Origin of the sequence: Campylobacter concisus (assembly GCF_002912425.1) — a bacterium.
Classification (GTDB): Bacteria; Campylobacterota; Campylobacteria; order Campylobacterales; family Campylobacteraceae; genus Campylobacter_A; species Campylobacter_A concisus_AH.
Genome location: NZ_POYR01000113.1, coordinates 85,877 through 100,831 on the forward strand (window position 1 = coordinate 85,877; position 14,955 = coordinate 100,831).

Below are 14,955 nucleotides of genomic sequence, written 5' to 3' on the forward strand. Positions count from 1 at the left end.
GTTTCGCAGCCTAGACGGCAAATTTATCAAGTATGTTTCATATAAATTTAGCTTTTGCCATAAAGGCACTCTATAAATTTATTTGCCTTTAAAGCTGGCTAAATTTAAATCACCTTTCATTTATAAATTTAAAAATTTAGCCTATTACTATTAGCACGCCAAGCCCTTTGCTAGCGGCATTTTGATAAAAATTTAAAAGCCCAGTAAAGTGCTCTTTTAAACTAGCCTTGATATATTCAAATTCGCTCTGCCGCCCAAAGATATCAGGATACGTGTTTGAGCTAGCAAATTCTTTTAAATTTATCTTTGCTAAAAGTGCGCTAATCTCAACATTTTTCATCGCCATAGCCACCTCTTTTACATCTGTTGCACTAGAAAAAGAGATCATCTCGCTTAGCTCTTCTTTTAAGGCACTACGTCCAAAAATAGCCCAGCTAAAAGGCTCCTTCGAGCTAAAAATATCGCCAGCCTTAAGCCTCTGCTTGAAATTTGTGCCAGTTAGCATCTTACACATCGCGTCCCACAAATTATCCATGTCGTATTCGTCCAAAAGCTCGCCGACGTCGCCATTTTTGATCTTTTCTATATCATCTTGCAAGTAGGCGTAGTAGTGCGCGCTGATACTCATTTTAGAGCCTTAAATTTAATGTGAATTTAAAAAAAGAGAGGGCGGAGCTATAAATTTAACAGCTCCGCCACGAGCGGATATCGTAAGATGATTTTAAATGTTACGCATAATTTTTCTACCAAATGAGAAAAATCAAAGCTCACTTAAAAGCACTCGCGATATCTCCGCTAAAATTAAGCTTAGTGAGTTAAGAAAAACTCTTGAATTTTAGCCTTGTCGCTTGTTTTTGTAAGTGCAAGCATTAAAAGCACTCTAGCTTTTTGAGCGTTTAGGTTATCGCTTGTTAAAAAGCCGTATTTTGCGTCATCGACTTCGCCGTTCATAGTTGTCTCGCCACTTCCCACACGTGAGTCGCGAACTACCACTACGCCAGCTTTTGAAGCCTCACCAAGAGCCTCTAGCACGCTAAAGTAAGGGTTGCCGTTGCCAAGACCAGCGCTAATTATGCCTTTTGCGCCGTTTTTAACAGCCACATTTACAAAGTCAGGGTTGTCATTTGCGTGAGAGTAGATGATATCAACTCTTGGAAGCTCTTTTACGCCAGTTAGGTCAAAAGCTGAGCTTGCTGTGTGTTTTCTGAGCGGATTCATATAGTATTTTACGTTGCCGTAAAAAACTGTGCCGATCTTGCCGCTGTTTGGTGATTTAAATGTATCAACGCCTGTTGTGTTAGTTTTTGTCACCTCACGAGCCGCGTGAATTTCATCATTCATAGTAACTACAACGCCCTTACCTACGCTATCTTTGCTGATAGCTACATTTACAGCGTTAAATAAATTTAGTGGGCCATCAGCACTTAGTGAGCCGCTATTTCTCATCGCACCTACAAGCACAACTGGCTTGTCGCTTTTAACGACTAAATTTAAGAAATAAGCTGTCTCTTCCATAGTGTCTGTGCCGTGAGTAACGACGATACCATCAGCTTTGCCGCTGTTTAGAAGTTCGTTTATTCTATTTGCAAGCTTAAGCCAAACTTCGTTGTTCATATCTTGTGAGCCGATATTTGAAATTTGCTCGCCTTTTATGGTAGCGATCTTGTTGATATCTGGCACGGCTGCGATAAGTTTATCAACCGTAACAGTTCCAGAAGTATAGCTTGAATCAAGCGAGCCTGAGCCGCTTCCAGCTATCGTTCCACCAGTAGCTAGGATGTAGATGGTTGGCTTAGCAACCGCTAAAGTAGCACCTAAAATCATGAGTAACACCGCCTTAAAGATTAAACGCATTTTAGCTCCTTTGCATTAAAATTTGCTAGAGTATTATAACGTCATATATTTAAAAAATTTATTAATTTTCAAAATTTATATTTATTTAAAAAATTCTTATCAAAAGCATATAAATTCCAGTTGAAACAACTATGCTAAGAAGGGCATTTTTGAATTTCAAATGCACCAAAATAGCCGCAAAAACCGCCACTATCTCGCTTAAGCCGTATGGAAACTCGCTAAATTTCGTATCTTTTAGCCCGTAGCAGACCAAAACGACCATTATCATCATGCCCATGTGCTTCTCAATAGCGTCTAAATAAGGGTTTGGCTTATAGTTTCTTAACGCATAAAACGGCGTCGCCCTCGTTATAAAAGTAGCCAAGGCGCTTAAAAGCACCGCAACAAAAAGCACCATCTCACTTGAGCTTACACTTATCAAATTTTATCCTTAAACAAAAGCAAAAATACAAAACAAAGCGCCATCGAGCCAACAAGCACAAATTTAGCTGGAAAGAGGCTCACTCCAAGCACGCCAAAAAAGACCGCCGCAAAGAGCGCGCGGTAGTTTTTATCATTTTTAAACATCTCGATGACGACTACTGTAAAAAGCGCTGTTAAGCTAAACTCAAGTCCCCTTGTATCGGCCTTGATAAAGTCACCAAGTATCGCTCCAAGAAGCGTCCCGGCCGCCCAGTATGACCAAGATAAAAGATTTAGCCAGGTAAAGACAAAACTGCGATCCATTGCATCTTTTAGCCCTAAATTTTTAAATATCGCAAAGGTCTCATCTGTTAGCAAAGCGATGTTTAAGAGCTTAAATTTGATACCGCTATACTCTTTTAAAAGTGAAATCCCATAAAAAGTGTGGCGCAAATTTACAAGATAGCTCACGATAAAGACCTCAACGTAGCTCGTGCCCACACTAAAGAGCGAGAGCATCATAAACTGCGCTGCTCCGCCGTATCCAAGCATGCTAAGCGCCATGGCGATAAATGCGCTCACTCCCATGCTCTTTGCCAGCACGCCAAAGGCGACACCAAGCGGAAAATAGCCCATAAAGATAGGAATGGATAGTTTAAAAACGTAGCTAAATGTCAAATTTTACCTTCATAAAAAGCCAAAATATTAGCAAAAATTTAAAAATTTAAATTTAAAGAGGCGTTTTTGCTTTTACAAATTTAACTGCTTACTCACATTTTAAAACTAAATTTTATAAAATAACAACAAAATTTATAAAGAAAATTTCTATGAAAAAGATAGTTTTACTAATATTTTTAACACTAAATTTAATAGCTCTAACAACAAATCCAATGATCAAAATCCCTCAAGCAAATAGCTGTAATATCGAGGATAACTGCATTGATTTTAGCCGTAAATATAGCGATGATGAGTATAAAAGGCTATTTGGAGTTTATAAAAGTGAATGCGAGGTTAAAAATTTAGACGCATGCATCTATCTGGCTGAGTTTTATAAAAATGGGCTTGGCGTAAAAAAAGACGTGACAAAATCACTAGAAATTCTTAACAAAGCTTGCGATGAAAATAACAAATTTGCCTGTCACAACCTTGGTGTTGAGTATCAAGAGATGAAAGATCACAAAATGGCTTTAGAAGCTTTTAAAAAGGGTTGCGATCTAGCTTTTATACAAAGCTGTTTTAACGTCGCAGTTTTATATAATAACGGCGGCGGCGTAAAAAGAGACTACAAAAAGGCTGCTAAAATTTACAAAAAAGTTTGCGAGCAAAATTTCTATGAAGGATGCTACAACCTAGCCGTTTTATACCACAACACCCCTGGCGTAAAGCGCGACTACAAAGAAGCGGTAAAGCTTTACAAAAAGGCTTGTGATAGCGACTTTAGTATCTCTTGCTACAACCTAGCGAGCTTATATCAAGAGCAAAAAGAGTATGAAAAGGCCAGTAAGCTCTATTTTAAAGCTTGCAAGCTTGACTTTGCCGATGCTTGCAATAACCTAGCCAGCCTTTACGACGACGCACTTGGCGTAGAAAAAGATGACGAGGTGGCGTTTAGATACTACAACAAAGCGTGCAGACTAGATAGCGCAAGTGGGTGCAAACATCTTGCATATTTTTACTATCATGGCATAGGGACAAAAAAGGATAAAAAGTTGGCAGAAAAAGAGCTTAAAAAAGCTTGCAAGCTAGGTCTTAAAGAGGCTTGCGAGATAGTTAGAGATTTTCACTAAAGAGCATTTATGAAAAATTTGATTTTGTTTTTATCCCTCATTATGCTTTTAAATGCAAAAAATTTAGACGAGATATGCCAAAGCGAGGGCGATATAAGAGCAAATTTAACGAGCTGTTACAAGGCTGCTACAAAAATTTATAACTCATCAAGCGATGATAAAGATTTTAAAAAGCTAAAAGAGATATTTTTACTAGCTTGCGAAAATGATATAAAAGAGGGTTGCTACAGCGCTGCGCTCATCTATATAAATGGCTACAACGACGTGGGTAGCGAGCTTAATCAAACTATCATATTAAATAGATATGCAAGATTTTTAAACTACGCACTTTTAGATAACGGCAAAAAAGAGGACAAAACGACTGCCAAAAGCTACTTTCAAAGATCATGCGAGCTAGGTTTTAAAAAGGGCTGTGATATGAGAAATTTATTAGATAAGCTTGGGTATTAAATTTGATATTTACTATAAATTTAAAGCTTTTTATCTAAACTTATTTAAATTTTTAAAAAGGCAGGCAATGAAAAAGGTCGTTTTATTTTTAACCTCTGCGGTGCTTTTGTGGGGCGCAAATTTAGAGACAAAAACGCTTGAGTCTAGGTGCGAAAACAAAGAGGCTAAAAGCTGCTTTGAGCTTGGTAATAAATTTCAAGAGAGCAAAAACTACAAAAAAGCGGGCGAGTTTTACAAAAAAGCTTGCGAGCTAAAACACGCAAGTGCTTGCAGTAGCGTGGGCGCACTCTACGACATGGACTACATAAAAGATGTAAATAACAAAAATGCAGCCAAATTTTACCAAAAGGGCTGCGAGCTAAACGACGGCTTTGGCTGCGCAAGGCTTGGCTTTGTCTATACCCTAGATAAAAACTATCAAAAGTCAAAAGAGCTGTTTTTAAGGGCATGCGAGCTAAAAGATGGCGACGGATACTACGGCCTTGCGCTTTTATACTATGACGGAAATGGCGTAAAACAAGACGCCAAAAAGGCAAAAGAGCTCTTTGAAAAAAGCTGCGAACTAGACGCACCAGCAGGCTGCAATAGCCTTGGTATGATGCTTCATAGCGGAAAATATGTAGAAAAAGATCAAAAAAGAGCTAGCAAACTCTTCATAAAAGCTTGCGAAATGGACTTTGGGGATGGTTGTCACAACCTTGGGGTTATTTATTATGAAACAGAAGGAGATAAAAATTTAGCTAAAAAGTACTTTGGCAAGTCCTGCGAGCTAGGCAACGACGAAGACTGCCAAATTTACAATGCTCTATAAATTTAATGCACCTGACTTTTGGGACCCTTGCCCTTTGGGGTCCTGTCCGAAAAGTAAAAAACATCAAGCGTAAAAGCAACGAGTATAAGTCCAACAATAGCCAAAGTCGCGTCCATATCACCTACCTTTTAAGTCCATTTACTATCTCTAACATCGAATCACTCGTGGTTATCGCCTTTGAGTTCGCCTCGTATGCGCGCTGGCCGGTGATAAGGTCAGTCATCTCTTCAACAAGTTGGACGTTACTCATCTCGACAAAGCCTTGTCTAATGGTGCCAAGTCCGTCAAGGCCAGCCACACCTACCACCACATCGCCGCTAGCGCTTGTTTGGAGGTAATTATTATCGCCCATCGAGTGAAGACCGGCTGGGTTTATGAAATTCGCTAGCTCAATCTGACCTATCTGAGCCATGTCTGTTTCGCCAGCTTGCAAAACTGAGACGGTGCCATCTGTGCCTATTGAAATTTGTGTCGCATTTGCAGGGACTGTGATCTGCGGGATGAGCTGGTAGCCGTCGCTATTTACGATCGTGCCGTTTGCGTCAAGCTTAAATGCGCCGTTTCTAGTATAAGCCGTCGTGCCGTCAGGGAGCTGAATTTGAAAAAAGCCGTTGCCAGCTATGACCATATCTAGGTTGTTGCTAGTCTCTTTAAAATAGCCCTGAGAAAAAATTTTATTTATCGCCGTTGGGCGCACGCCAAGACCAACCTCGATGCCTGTCGGGCTTGTGGTAGTCTGGCTCGTAGCTGTGCCTGCGTACTCCATAACTTGATACATAAGATCAGCAAATTCAGCCCTATTTTTCTTATATCCATAGGTATTTACGTTTGCAATGTTGTGTGAGGTTACGTCTATCTGCGTCTGCTCGGCGATCATGCCAGTGGCCGCAGTGTAAAGTGATCTCATCATAGTTTTATCCTTTTATTAAGCTTTTAGGGCTAGTTTTTGAACAGCATCTTGGTTAAGGTCAGTCATGTGGCTTGTCATAACCTTTTGATACATATCAACTAAGCGTTGGGTTTCTATTAGACCCACCATTTCTAAGACTGGATTTACATTTGACATCTGAGCGTAGCCTTGCATCACGCTATCAGCCTCGTCAAGCTCGGTTATGTCGTCAAAATTTCTCGTTTCAAAGAGATTGTCGCCGACCTTTTTTAGATCTCTTATCTCTCTTGGCTGAGCGATGTAAAATTTAGAAAATTGATTGTTATTTGAGTATAAATTTCCATTTTTATCACCCGTCAAAACCTCGCCTTGTGGCACTTGGATGCCTCTTTGACCAGGATTTTGCGCCTCATAGCCACTTGGCAATACCCTATAACCCTCTTTTGTGACGATATATCCGTCGCCGTCAAGGCTAAAAGAGCCATTTTTGCTTAGTTTTACGCCATTTGGAGTATCTACTAAGAAAAATGCGTCCTCTCTTTTTATCGCAAAGTCAAGCGTGTTTGAGCTGTATTTAAAGCCACCAGCGCTAAAGTCGGTGTATTCTTCGCTCACTTGTGGCACGCGATCAAGTGTTCTGTTTAGAAATTTAGCTCCGTCTTTTGTGTGATTTTTAAGCGGAAGTTCATCTTGCGTCTCTTTAAAAATTCTCGCAAAGTCGCCGATGACTACGTCATTTCGCTTGTAGCCGATCGTATTTACATTTGCAAGGTTGTTTGAGATGACATTTAGTCTGTTAAACTGCGTTACCATGCCAGCAGTGGCTTGATAATAACCATTTTGCATAAATTTTCCTAATCAAAATTTGATTTTTATAGCTACTAAGCAATCATCGTTCCAACTTTCTTTTTATACACTTTTAAAAAATTTTGGGTATAATCCACTTTCTTTTAACCAATACTTAAATCACAATGATACGATTTGAAAGGAAATTTATGAGCGCCGCAAAAGACTCTTTTTCTCAGATAGAAGAGCTTTTTGTTGAAAATGCAAAAGGCTTTTTGACATACGAAAAATTAGTAAAATTATTAGACAAAGCTCCGACGGCTACGATAGTAAAGAAGATAGAACAACTAGCAAAAACAAACAAAGTTCAGCTCATCACATCTGCTGAAGCTGCAAAGCTTAGAAATTTAGCTGACGCTAAAAAACGTCAAGAAAATGCTCAAAAAAGTGACCAAGATATCGACGAGGATCTCGATCTTTCAAGCGAGAGCGACCTTTTAGAGTGGTCAAGATCAGATAGTCCAGTAAGGATGTATCTAAGAGAGATGGGCCAGATCGCTCTTCTTACGAAAGAAGAAGAGGTGGAGATCAGCAAGAGGATCGAGCTTGGCGAAGATATCATCATCGATGCTTTTTGTTCGGTGCCATTTTTGATCGATTTCATACTTGATTACAAAGAGCCGCTCATCAATAGAGAACGCCGCGTAAAAGAGCTTTTTAAAAGCTTTGAAGATGAGAGCGAAAACGAAAACGAAGATGGCGAAGAGGATATAGACGAAGAGGATGAGGAGAATGAAGAGAACGAAACTCCTAAAAAATCAGCCAAAAACGACAAGCGTGCAGAAAAAGTTATAGAGAGCTTTAAAGCCCTTGAAAAGGCTAAAAAAGAGTGGCTAAAGACCGCAAATAAGCAAGATAAGGTAGAAAGTGACGACACAGCTTCAAAGATGACGCTTGCATTTAAAAAGAAAATTTTAAAAGAGAAGCTGATGGACCTTGGCCCAACAAGCAAGCTAATCAGCGAGATCGTAAAATCAATGGAGACAGCTCTGAAAAGCGACGATGAATTTGACAGAGAGCTAAAACGCCTTGAGTACCGCTTACCGATGTTTAGTGACGAGCTAAAGAAAAATCACAAAAGCATCTTAAAAGATATCATCAAGCTTAGCAAAGAAGAGATCGCTGCTCGCGTGCCAGAGGCTACGATGGTCTCAACCTACGTCGAGATCAAAAAGCTTTTTACGACAAAAGAGGCAAGCAAACAGGGCTTTGACCTTGAGCCAGCAAGGCTAAAAGAAATTTTAGAGCAGATCAAACGTGGAAAGAAAATTTCAGACGAAGCAAAAGCTAGAATGGCTAAGTCAAACCTCCGTCTAGTCGTAAGTATCGCAAAACGCTATACAAACAGGGGCTTGCCGTTTTTAGATCTCATCCAAGAGGGCAACATCGGTCTTATGAAGGCGGTTGATAAATTTGAATATAGAAAAGGCTATAAATTTTCAACCTACGCCACATGGTGGATCCGCCAGGCTATTTCGCGCGCGATCGCTGATCAGGCAAGGACGATTAGGATACCTATCCACATGATAGAGACGATAAACCGCATCAACAAAATCAACCGCAAATACCTCCAAGAAGAGGGAAAAGAGCCTGATGTAAGCGTCATCGCAAAAGAGGTCGGACTAAGCGTTGATAAGGTAAAACAGGTGATCAAGATCACAAAAGAGCCTATCAGCCTTGAAGCTCCGATCGCAAACGAAGAAGACGGTAAATTTGGAGATTTTGTTGAAGACAAAACTTCACTATCACCGATAGATCAAATTTTAAAAAGTGACCTTAGAGAGCAGATCGACGATGTGCTTTCACAGCTAAATGAGCGTGAAAAGGCGGTTATTTCCATGAGATTTGGCTTGCTTGAAGATGAGAGCGACCGCACACTTGAAGAGATCGGCAAAGCGCTAAATGTCACTCGTGAACGCGTCCGTCAGATAGAAAGCTCAGCTATCAAGAAACTAAAGCACCCAAAAGTTGGTAGAAAACTCAAAAACTACATCGAGGGCTAACAAGCCCTGCCCTTTTGGGCATCTACATCTAAACTCTTTAAATTTATATCCTAGTCTATAATTAAGTTATTCTTGCAACCGAAGCACCAAAAGATACAAGTAAAAATTTAATGTTTTTGTATAGCGTTTTGCCCTATTTTGGTGTATATACTCTTGTTTAGACAGCTTTTCTTTTGGTAAATTATTAGCGTCTATACCCTTTAAAGGACTTTCTCTTTGAAAAATTTATAGCATCCATACTCAAAAATTGTTTTAAACATTACATATAGCTCTTATCTTAAAGCATAATTAATATAACCTTCGTTTTGAGGGCACACTTGCTATAAAAAAAGGTACATAAGCTATAGAAATAGATAAAAAAGGTACGCTTGCTACAAATTTTCAAATGAGAAATATCAAATTTTTGATTTGTAAATATATTCTAAAAACAAAAAGTAAAGCATAAAAAGAGAGTTTTACCGGCCCAAGACCGGTAAAAATTTATTCGCCTAGAAGTTTATCTAGTTTTGCAGCCAAGCTCGTAGTGTCGTGAGCTTTAGCCAAAGAGGCAGCATGTAGCTTTAAATTTGCTTGTAAATTTTCTTCCAAGCTCTTTGCGATGTCGCTACTATCAAGGTTTTCTATGCTATTAGCGTTTGCTACGCTTCTAGCAGCTAGAGCGTTCATACCTCTAAATACAGCGTTTTGTGTCGAGCCGATCTCTGAGCGAAGTGAATTTATATTTTTCAAAATATCGCCCGAATTTGAGCCATCATCTTTAACATCTAAAAGAGCATTTGTGCTTAAATTTATATTTTTTGTGCCATCGCCTGTGAAAAAGCCAAGCTCGGCGTCAAAAACGTTTTTACCGTTAAATTTAGCCTCTTTTACACTGTCACTCATCGCATTTTTTAGCGCATTTATCTCACCTTTTATGCCCTTTTGCTCGTTAGCTGAAAGAGCTGGGTTTGAAAGCTTGCTTGATAGCTCGCCGATCTTATCCGCACTCTCGCTTAAATTTAAAAGCGTTGAGTCGGCGATCTGAAGCATACCGATCATATCGTTTGCATTTGCCATGCCCTCATTTAGGACATTTGTTTGCGAAAGTAAGCTCTCTGCGATTTGCAAATTTGCACCTGATGCTTTGATCTCGCTATTTGCAGAGATGGCGTTTAGCGCCTTTTTCTCGCTATTTTTAGCTTGATCTAAATAATAGTTTCCTGAAGCCTGGTTTGCAGTATAAGTTCCTAACTTCATATCAACTCCTTTTTTAGTAGTTTCGTGATGGATTTTACTATAAATTTCATAAAAAGTTGCAAAAATATTTCTTAAAGCAAAAAATATTTTTAAAAAGATTTTAGAAAATTTTAAATTTTCTAAAATGAAATTTCATTTTTTAATCCTCTAACCTCACGGCGATTGATCTTTTATGAGCTGTTAGTCCTTCGGCTTCGGCTAGCTGCATGCATGGTTTGCCAAGGTGCATGATACCTTTTCTGCTAACTGAGATGATAGAGCTTCGCTTCATGAAATTTTCAACTCCAAGCGGCGAGTAAAATCTCGCACTTCCGCCAGTTGGCAAGGTGTGGTTTGGTCCAGCTAAATAATCGCCCATCGCTTCAGGCGTGAAGTGTCCAAAAAATATCGCTCCAGCGTGTTTTACCTCGTCCATATAGCTTAAGGCATCGTTTGTAGCGATCTCTAGGTGTTCCACAGCAAGCTCATTCATCAGTTTAAAGCACTCTTGTAAGTCTTTTGCGACAATGATAGCAGCTTTATTTCTTATGCTAGCACTTGCGATTGGTTCGCGTTTCAGCGTTTTTAGCTCGTCTTCAACGTGTCTTTGCACCGCCCTTGCAAAGGCCTCCACTGGCGTTATCAAAAAGGCACTTGCGATCTCGTCGTGTTCGGCTTGTGAGAGTAGATCGATCGCTATGTGGCGAGGGTCTGCACTATCATCAGCGATCACGCCTATCTCGCTTGGACCTGCGATCATATCGATATTTACATCGCCATAAACTAGCTTTTTAGCAGTCGCTACGTAGATGTTGCCAGGTCCTGTGATGACATCGACCTTTGGCACGGTCGCTGTGCCGTAAGCCATCGCTGCGATTGCGCTTGCACCGCCTATTTTAAAGGCTGTTTTGATGCCACATAGATGCATCGCCGCAAGAAGTAGAGGATTTACCTTGCCATTTGGCGCTGGGGTGCAAACTACGATCTCTTTTACGCCAGCAACGATTGCTGGTATAGCGTTCATGAGAAGCGAGCTAGGATATGCCGCCTTGCCGCCTGGGATATAAAGGCCAGCGCGATCAACTGGGGTGTATTTTGCACCAAGTAAGATGTCGTGTTCGTCCTTATAGGTCCAGTCGCTTGGTTTTGTGCGCTCATGATAGCTTTTTATCCTGTCGTGGGCTAAATTTAGAGCTACTCTTAGGGCGTTATCTAGCGAATTATAGGCCGCTTCCATCTCTTTTACGTCGATTATTATGTCGTTTTTGCCTGTGACACTAAATTTATCAAATTTAGCTATCTGAGTAAAAAGCGCGCTATCGCCATCTTTTCTTATCTCGTCTATGATGCCTGCAACCACTGGCATCACGGCACTCATGTCATTGTCGCTTCGCCTAACAAACTGCGAAAATTTACTCTCAAAGTCAGCATCACTGCTGTGTAAAAACTTCATTTATGATCCTTTATTTTTAGTTTTCTCTCATATCTTTGCTTTTGTGTAATGTTACCCAAAATTCCACCCTGGTGGATATATAAAATTTCGCTCCCAAGCTTATCTAAATTTGCAAAAAGTGTCATAAAGCCCACTGGGTCGTAAATCAGCTCAAACTCCACGCCACTTTTGCACACTTCAAGCCAAATTTCATAAAGCTCAGGGTATAAATTTCCAAAATGATACTTCTTTGGGGGATTTAAAATTTGCACTTTGCTGTTTTTATCTAGCTCGTAAATTTGCTTTTTTAGATAGTCGCTATCCCCTACGCAAGGGGCTGTAAAAACCCTAAGATCGGTGTGCTTTGCTAAGTAGCATGCGCTTGTGCCTGTGCCTGATGGCAAAAAAATATCAGGCCTTATGCCACTTTTTTTGCTCCACTCATTGATCTCATTTGCCTGCGTTATAAAGCCAAGCTCGGCCTCGCTTTGCGCCACGCCCTCGTTTATAAAGAGCGCATTTTGGCTCTTTGCTAGCTCTTTAGCAAATTTCTCACGCTCCTCTTTCACAAAAATTTCCATGCCATTTTCAAGTGCAAATTTGAAATTTCCAACCGGATCTTGCTCTAAATTTGAGCTTAGATGAGAGACGACGTAGTAAAATTTAAGCCCTTTTAGCTTGGCAAAAAGACTTAGGCTATACATAGCATTTGACTGGCTTGAGCCGTGAGATACGATGGCTTTGATGCCGCCAAGATCAGCCTTTAGAAAATACTCCAGCTTTCTTGCTTTGTTGCCGTTAAACTCGCCTAACAGATCATCTCTTAAAAGCCAAAATTCTCGCCCTCTAAGGACTACCCGCTCAATCACCCTTAAACTCCAAAAATTTCTCTATCTCGTTGATAGCCTCTTTGTTTGAGAGTGAAAATTTGATCTCTATGCGCCTTGAAGCGTCCTTGTCCTCGGCTCCATCTTTAAAAACTAGCTCATTGTAGCTTCGGCCACTTGCGACAAGCAGCTTTCTAAGGCGCGCATCATCGCTAAATGAGTTTATAAACTCCATCACCGCGTAGGCTCTTTTTTGCGAAAGCTCTAGGTTGTAAATGTAGCTTCCGTCGCTATCCGTAAAGCCCTCGATCACGATCTGATCGATGTTTGAGGCGATTTCTTTATCATTTAAAAGCACGTCAAAATACTTACTAAGCGTGGCTTTTAACTCCTCTTTGACCTCTTCTTTTAAGACTGCACTTGCTTTATCAAAAAGCACTGAGGAGCTAAGCTTTAGCGCGCCTGAGTTTGGGTCGATCTCGATGCTATTTCCTAGCCTATCTTTTAAAGCAGAGATCACTTTTACCCTTATGCCAGTTAGGTTTTTGACCCTGTCACGAGTGACATTTAGATCCCTTAAAAGCTCGTCATATCTAGCCTCTTTTTTGCTCACTTGCTCGAGCAAAAAGGCGATCTTGGCTAAATTTTTCTCGCTGCTTGCATTTGCATCGCTAAGTGCTCTATCTTTTGATGAAATTTCATCATTTAGCACGATCATCTTTTGATTTAGATCAAAAATGCTGGCATTTAGCTCTTTTATGCTCGCATTTGCGTCTTTGTTTTCGTTTATGAGTTGGGCTAGTTTTTCTTTTAGAGCGTCTATTTGGATGACAAAAATTTCATTTGATTTTTTCAAATTTATGTTTTCGTCGCTTATCTTTGAAAGCTCGCTTTTTAGGGCATCATTTAGCTCTTCGAGGGTGAAATTCTTGCCCTGAGCGTCTTTTAAATTTGCTAAAGCTGTGATGATAGCTTGCTCTTTATTTTCAAGGGTGTTTTGAGTTAGGACGTATTTTACGACGACAGCACCTATTAGCAGCATAAAAACAAAGAGCAGACCCGCCATCAAGTCTGCGTACGAAACCCAAAAGCTCGATTGATCCTCGTTATTTTTGTTTATTTTCATTGCACTAGATTTTCGATTTTTTCTATTACAGAATTTGCTTCTTTGTCGATCTCGTCTATGTTTTTCTTAAGCTCAGCAATGAGGCTCTCACGCTCTTTTTCACGCTCCAAGCTCCTGCCCTCTTGCTCGTAGGCTGCCTTAAATATCGTCGCACTCTCCACGAGCGAGGCTCTAAATGCCTTTAACACCTCGTTTTGCTCTTTCATCAAAGAGAGAGAAAATTCTTTTAAAATGGTGTCAAAGCTCTTGATAGTCTGCTCAAATTTAAGCTGGCTCTCTTTTGTGGCGTTTAAATTTCTGCTAAAAATCTCGCCAAGCTTTGCATGCTCGGTTAAAAGCTTAACCTCCATATCTTTAAAGGCGTTAGAAAACGCGCCAACTGCCTTTAGTATGTCGGTGTGGATCTTTGCAAACTCATCTTGTTTTAGGCTGGCTTCATTTAGCATTTTTAAATTTGCACTAAGCTCGGCTTTGCTTTGACTGATGATATTTTTCTCGACCTCGCAAAGCTCTTTTAGGTTCTTAAATTTCTCATTTGTCTGCTCGCTTAGCTCTTTTACAAATTTACCATCAAGCACCATTTTAAAGGCGTCGTGACTATCTTTAAAGTAGCCTACACTTGCTTTCATGAAATTTGCATTTAACTCATTTTCCTGCCAGAAAAACTCTCGGCTTAGCTCTTTTTGCTCACTGTAAAATCTCTCAAATTTACTAATGCCGATCTTTTCAAAAAACATCCACCAAAGCGCTAAAAATATGCCATATATCGATACATAAAACGCCGTAGCCACGCCGTTTAGCAGTATAGCGATCTCTTTTTCAAGGCCATTTGTCGTGCTTGAGCTAAAGCTTGGCATAGAGATAGCGATACTGATAAATGTGCCCAAAATTCCAAGCATAGGAAAGACTGCTTGGCCGATGTTTGCTAGGTTGTCATTTCTAAAATTTCTTGTATAGCTCTCGAAAAAGTCTTCAAATTTAGCGTTTGCCTTTTTGACGCTTGAGATTTCAAAGAGATGAGCGATGATAAATTCTTTTAGCCTTATCTTGTAGTCTTTGGCATTTGCTAAGAAATTTGAGTAGGCTACCAAGGCGCTGTGGCGTGAAAATATAAAAGCGACAAAGAGTATAACGCCCATCATTACGATGGTGTGAAGCTTCATCTGAAAATTTATAATGCCAAGATACGCTAATATCGCCAAGATGTAGATGGCTAAAGGGATAAAGATAACTTTAAAAAAGACAAAGAAAGAGTGAGCTTGGCGCTCTTTTGGCACGCTTAGCTCACTAAAATCATTTTGATTTTGCATAGG

At 40.0% G+C, this 14,955-nt stretch carries 15 protein-coding genes; 4 read left to right on the forward strand and 11 right to left on the reverse strand.

The window, feature by feature from the left end:
* Positions 1–136: 136 nt before the first annotated feature.
* From CYP84_RS06160 to CYP84_RS06175, 4 genes are all read right to left on the reverse strand, one after another.
* Complete coding sequence (locus CYP84_RS06160; RefSeq protein ID WP_103636991.1) at positions 137–628, reverse strand: DUF1877 family protein; 492 nt, start codon at positions 626–628, stop codon at positions 137–139.
* A 179-nt stretch (positions 629–807) separates the two neighbouring features.
* Complete coding sequence (locus CYP84_RS06165; RefSeq protein ID WP_048809836.1) at positions 808–1,854, reverse strand: type II asparaginase; 1,047 nt, start codon at positions 1,852–1,854, stop codon at positions 808–810.
* Positions 1,855–1,939: 85 nt separating this feature from the next.
* Entirely contained in the window at positions 1,940–2,275 is a 336-nt protein-coding gene (locus CYP84_RS06170) for a branched-chain amino acid transporter permease (protein WP_103636992.1), read from the reverse strand.
* The gene (locus CYP84_RS06175; protein WP_103636993.1) at positions 2,272–2,934 is read right to left on the reverse strand and encodes an AzlC family ABC transporter permease; all 663 of its coding nucleotides are present in this window, start codon (positions 2,932–2,934) and stop codon (positions 2,272–2,274) included. Before CYP84_RS06175 ends, CYP84_RS06170 begins: the two co-directional genes overlap by 4 nt.
* Positions 2,935–3,083: 149 nt before the next feature.
* Between CYP84_RS06175 and CYP84_RS06180 the strand changes: the two genes are divergently transcribed.
* From CYP84_RS06180 to CYP84_RS06190, 3 genes are all read left to right on the forward strand, one after another.
* A complete protein-coding gene (locus tag CYP84_RS06180; RefSeq protein ID WP_103636994.1) occupies positions 3,084–4,043 on the forward strand; it encodes a tetratricopeptide repeat protein in 960 nt (319 codons plus the stop codon).
* Positions 4,044–4,052: 9 nt separating this feature from the next.
* Entirely contained in the window at positions 4,053–4,493 is a 441-nt protein-coding gene (locus CYP84_RS06185) for a sel1 repeat family protein (protein ID WP_103636995.1), read from the forward strand.
* Positions 4,494–4,560: 67 nt separating this feature from the next.
* Positions 4,561–5,304, forward strand: coding sequence for a tetratricopeptide repeat protein (locus CYP84_RS06190; protein ID WP_141089199.1), 744 nt, complete (start codon positions 4,561–4,563; stop codon positions 5,302–5,304).
* 121 nt (positions 5,305–5,425) lie between these two features.
* Here CYP84_RS06190 and flgG read toward each other — a convergent pair whose 3' ends face one another.
* Both flgG and CYP84_RS06205 read right to left on the reverse strand, forming a co-directional pair.
* Entirely contained in the window at positions 5,426–6,214 is a 789-nt protein-coding gene (gene flgG / locus CYP84_RS06200) for a flagellar basal-body rod protein FlgG (protein ID WP_002942100.1), read from the reverse strand.
* Positions 6,215–6,229: 15 nt separating this feature from the next.
* Positions 6,230–7,039 (reverse strand): flagellar hook-basal body protein, encoded by an 810-nt coding sequence (locus CYP84_RS06205; RefSeq protein WP_012140011.1) that lies wholly within the window; start codon positions 7,037–7,039, stop codon positions 6,230–6,232.
* Between the two features lie 149 nt (positions 7,040–7,188).
* On the opposite strand from CYP84_RS06205, the gene rpoD reads away from it, so the two are divergent.
* A complete protein-coding gene (rpoD, locus tag CYP84_RS06210) occupies positions 7,189–9,042 on the forward strand; it encodes an RNA polymerase sigma factor RpoD (RefSeq protein ID WP_103636997.1) in 1,854 nt (617 codons plus the stop codon).
* 480 nt (positions 9,043–9,522) lie between these two features.
* Here the strand turns inward: rpoD and CYP84_RS06215 are convergent, their stop codons facing one another.
* The 5 genes from CYP84_RS06215 to CYP84_RS06235 form a co-directional block, all read right to left on the reverse strand.
* Complete coding sequence (locus CYP84_RS06215) at positions 9,523–10,278, reverse strand: flagellin (RefSeq protein ID WP_180996393.1); 756 nt, start codon at positions 10,276–10,278, stop codon at positions 9,523–9,525.
* A gap of 139 nt (positions 10,279–10,417) precedes the next feature.
* On the reverse strand, positions 10,418–11,710 hold the full coding sequence (gene hisD, locus CYP84_RS06220; RefSeq protein WP_103636999.1) for a histidinol dehydrogenase: 1,293 nt from the start codon (positions 11,708–11,710) through the stop codon (positions 10,418–10,420).
* Positions 11,707–12,558, reverse strand: a complete 852-nt coding sequence (locus tag CYP84_RS06225; RefSeq protein ID WP_103637000.1) for a pyridoxal-phosphate dependent enzyme — start codon at positions 12,556–12,558, stop codon at positions 11,707–11,709. Before CYP84_RS06225 ends, hisD begins: the two co-directional genes overlap by 4 nt.
* A complete protein-coding gene (locus CYP84_RS06230; protein ID WP_103637001.1) occupies positions 12,551–13,642 on the reverse strand; it encodes an OmpA family protein in 1,092 nt (363 codons plus the stop codon). Before CYP84_RS06230 ends, CYP84_RS06225 begins: the two co-directional genes overlap by 8 nt.
* Positions 13,639–14,952 (reverse strand): MotA/TolQ/ExbB proton channel family protein, encoded by a 1,314-nt coding sequence (locus CYP84_RS06235; protein ID WP_103637002.1) that lies wholly within the window; start codon positions 14,950–14,952, stop codon positions 13,639–13,641. Before CYP84_RS06235 ends, CYP84_RS06230 begins: the two co-directional genes overlap by 4 nt.
* Positions 14,953–14,955 lie beyond the last annotated feature (3 nt).

Coding starts and splice junctions, on each gene's coding strand:
- CYP84_RS06235 (WP_103637002.1), bottom strand. CDS start 14,952: ATGCAAAATCAAAATGATTTTAGTGAGCTAAGCGTGCCAAAAGAGCGC.
- CYP84_RS06165 (WP_048809836.1), bottom strand. CDS start 1,854: ATGCGTTTAATCTTTAAGGCGGTGTTACTCATGATTTTAGGTGCTACT.
- CYP84_RS06160 (WP_103636991.1), bottom strand. CDS start 628: ATGAGTATCAGCGCGCACTACTACGCCTACTTGCAAGATGATATAGAA.
- rpoD (WP_103636997.1), top strand. CDS start 7,189: ATGAGCGCCGCAAAAGACTCTTTTTCTCAGATAGAAGAGCTTTTTGTT.
- CYP84_RS06230 (WP_103637001.1), bottom strand. CDS start 13,642: ATGAAAATAAACAAAAATAACGAGGATCAATCGAGCTTTTGGGTTTCG.
- flgG (WP_002942100.1), bottom strand. CDS start 6,214: ATGATGAGATCACTTTACACTGCGGCCACTGGCATGATCGCCGAGCAG.
- CYP84_RS06205 (WP_012140011.1), bottom strand. CDS start 7,039: ATGCAAAATGGTTATTATCAAGCCACTGCTGGCATGGTAACGCAGTTT.
- CYP84_RS06180 (WP_103636994.1), top strand. CDS start 3,084: ATGAAAAAGATAGTTTTACTAATATTTTTAACACTAAATTTAATAGCT.
- hisD (WP_103636999.1), bottom strand. CDS start 11,710: ATGAAGTTTTTACACAGCAGTGATGCTGACTTTGAGAGTAAATTTTCG.
- CYP84_RS06185 (WP_103636995.1), top strand. CDS start 4,053: ATGAAAAATTTGATTTTGTTTTTATCCCTCATTATGCTTTTAAATGCA.
- CYP84_RS06215 (WP_180996393.1), bottom strand. CDS start 10,278: ATGAAGTTAGGAACTTATACTGCAAACCAGGCTTCAGGAAACTATTAT.
- CYP84_RS06190 (WP_141089199.1), top strand. CDS start 4,561: ATGAAAAAGGTCGTTTTATTTTTAACCTCTGCGGTGCTTTTGTGGGGC.